2 protein-coding genes, 1 rRNA gene and 1 pseudogene are annotated in these 2,645 nt (G+C 67.7%); 3 read left to right on the top strand and 1 reads right to left on the bottom strand.

Annotated elements, in window-relative coordinates:
• A 16S ribosomal RNA gene (locus ADY01_RS34765) occupies positions 1-70 on the bottom strand; the annotation flags it as partial.
• 457 nt (positions 71-527) lie between these two features.
• Between ADY01_RS34765 and ADY01_RS41165 the strand changes: the two genes are divergently transcribed.
• The 3 genes and pseudogenes from ADY01_RS41165 to ADY01_RS34780 all read left to right on the top strand — a co-directional run.
• Positions 528-1,337: an ABC transporter permease gene (locus tag ADY01_RS41165; protein ID WP_049580803.1), complete on the top strand. Its 810-nt coding sequence runs from the start codon at positions 528-530 to the stop codon at positions 1,335-1,337.
• 31 nt (positions 1,338-1,368) lie between these two features.
• Positions 1,369-1,668, top strand: a pseudogene (locus ADY01_RS41170) (ABC-2 family transporter protein); the annotation flags it as partial.
• Positions 1,668-2,645 (top strand): ABC transporter ATP-binding protein (locus ADY01_RS34780; protein ID WP_049580807.1); only part of this gene is annotated, 978 nt, incomplete at its 3' end. The pseudogene ADY01_RS41170 and the gene ADY01_RS34780, both read left to right, overlap by 1 nt.

Here is a 2,645-nt window from a genome sequence, read left to right on the forward strand (position 1 = left end):
AGCGTTCGACTTGCATGTGTTAAGCACGCCGCCAGCGTTCGTCCTGAGCCAGGATCAAACTCTCCGTGAATGCTCAAAGCAATCCACCGAGAACAGACTCTCGCTGAACATTTCAAACCATATCTGTGCCCAATAGCGACACAGTAAATCTGGCATTGACTTTTGGCACGCTGTTGAGTTCTCAAGGAACGGACACTTCCATCGAGCCCCTTCCAGGACCCTCCGGGTGTTTCCCTTTCGTGTCTCCGACTCTACCACGCTTTATTCGGCTCGATTTCTCGAACTGTGGCTTGGCCGGAAGCAGTTGCTCTCCGGGTGAGAAGGAATCCACCGCCCGGTCCACATCGGTCCGTTTGGGGGTCCCTCCCCTTTTCCGGGGCGAGCTCGAAGGACCTTACGGATCGGCCCGCACAGTGTCAAGTTGAGACCTCCGGGTGCCGCCGAAAACCGGTGGCCACCCCTGTGACCTGCGAACTAGGCTCTCGTGCTTTGTGCTTGTCGCAACCGCGCGGAACAGGGAGGGACTCATGCGGTCGTCCGGGCTGTACCGGGCCGTGGCCGTCAGTGGCTTCCGGCGCTACGCGACCTACCGGATCGCCACCGTGGCGGGGGTGTTCACCAACACGGTCTTCGGCTTCATCCTCGCCTACACCTTCATGGCCCTGTGGTCCCAGCGCCCGCAGCTGGGGGGCTACGACCAGGCCGAGGCCCTGACGTTCGTCTGGATCGGGCAGGGCCTGATCGGCGCGGTCTCGCTTCTGGGGGGCGGATTCCAGGAGGAGTTGCAGGAGCGCATCCGCAGCGGAGACGTGGCCGTCGACCTGTACCGGCCGGTCGATCTCCAGGCGTGGTGGCTGGCGTCCGATCTGGGCCGCGGCGCCTTCCAGCTGCTCGGCCGGGGGCTGATACCCGTGGTGGCGGGGGCGTTCGCGTTCCACCTGGCGCTGCCCGTCGACCCCTTCACCTGGCTGCTGTTCCTCGGGTCGGTGGTGCTGGCCGTCGTGGTCAGCTTCGCGATCCGCTATCTGGTGGCGCTGGTCGCGTTCTGGATGCTGGACGGGACGGGCGTGAACATGGTGAGCACGCTGCTGTCCATCTTCTTCTCGGGGATGCTGCTGCCGCTCACCGTGTTCCCCGGGGCGTTCGGCGAGGTGGTGCGGTGGCTGCCCTGGTCCGCGATGCTCCAGGTCCCGGCCGATGTGCTGCTGGGGCGGCACGAGGGGGCCGGGCTGCTGGGGGCGTTCGCGTTCCAGGCCGCCTGGGCCGCGGTCCTGCTGCTCGCCGGCCGCGCGGTGCAGGCGCTGGCGACGCGCAAGGTGGTGGTGCAGGGTGGGTGAGGGACTGCGCGCCTACGGGCTGATCGTCGCCATGTGGGTGCGATCGTCGATGGCGTACCGGATGTCGTTTGTGCTCACCACCTTGGGTGCGGCTGCCGGTTCGTTTCTTGATTTCGTCGCAATTCTGATCATGTTCGCCCATGTCGAGGCTCTGGGTGGCTTCACGGTGGCGGAGGTGGCGCTGCTCTACGCGGCCACGAGCACGTCGCTCGGCCTGGCCGATCTGCTGCTGGGCAATCTGGACCGGCTGGGGAGCCGGATCAGGGACGGAACGCTGGATGTGCTGCTGGTGCGCCCCGCGCCGGTGTTCGCGCAGGTGGCGGCGGACCGCTGATCGAACTCGTCGACCTGGAGAAGGTCTTCGAGGTGCGGCGGCGGGCCGGGCGGCTGCGGAGGACGCGCGAGGAGGTGCGGGCCGTGGACGGGATCTCGTTCACGGTCGCCCGGGGTGAGATGGTCGGCTACATCGGGCCGAACGGCGCGGGCAAGTCGACGACGATCAAGATGCTGACGGGGATCCTGACGCCGTCGGGTGGGCGGCTGCGCGTGGCCGGTCTCGATCCGCAGCGGGAGCGGACGCGGCTGGCGCGGCGGATCGGCGTGGTGTTCGGGCAGCGGACGACGCTCTGGTGGGATCTGCCGCTGCGGGACTCGTACCAGCTGGTGCGGCGGATGTACCGGGTGGAGCCGGGCCGGTTCCGGGAGAACCTGGACCGGTGCGTGGAACTGCTCGACCTCGGTGATCTGCTGGACGTTCCGGTGCGGCAGCTGTCGCTCGGGCAGCGGATGCGGGGGGACATCGCGGCGGCGCTGCTGCACGACCCGGATGTGCTGTATCTGGACGAGCCGACGATCGGGCTCGACGTGATCAGCAAGGCGAAGGTGCGGGGATTTCTGCGGGACCTCAACGCGGAGCGGGGCACGACGGTGCTGCTGACGACGCACGACCTGACCGACATTGAGCAGTTGTGCCGCCGGGTGATGGTGATTGATCACGGGCGGCTGATGTACGACGGGAAGCTGTCCGGGTTGCACGAGGTGGGGGAGAGCGAACGGACGCTGGTGGTCGACCTGGAGCGGGAGCTCGCGCCGATCGAGGTGGAGGGGGCGCGGACCGTCCGGGTGGAGGGACCCCGGCAGTGGCTGGCGTTTCCGGCCTCGGCGAGCGCGGCCCCGCTGGTCGCCCGGGTCGCCGAGGGATATCCGCTGGTGGACCTGTCGTTGAGGGAGCCGGACATCGAGGATGTGATCGCGCGGATGTACGCCCAGGGGACGGGCCGGGGAAGGGGCCCCGAGACGGGCCTGGGG

The organism is Streptomyces sp. SBT349, from assembly GCF_001083795.1.
Lineage (GTDB): Bacteria > Actinomycetota > Actinomycetes > Streptomycetales > Streptomycetaceae > Streptomyces.

Excerpts from the sequence above, each read along its gene's own strand:
- ADY01_RS41165 (WP_049580803.1), top strand. The coding sequence starts at position 528 with ATGCGGTCGTCCGGGCTGTACCGGGCCGTGGCCGTCAGTGGCTTCCGG.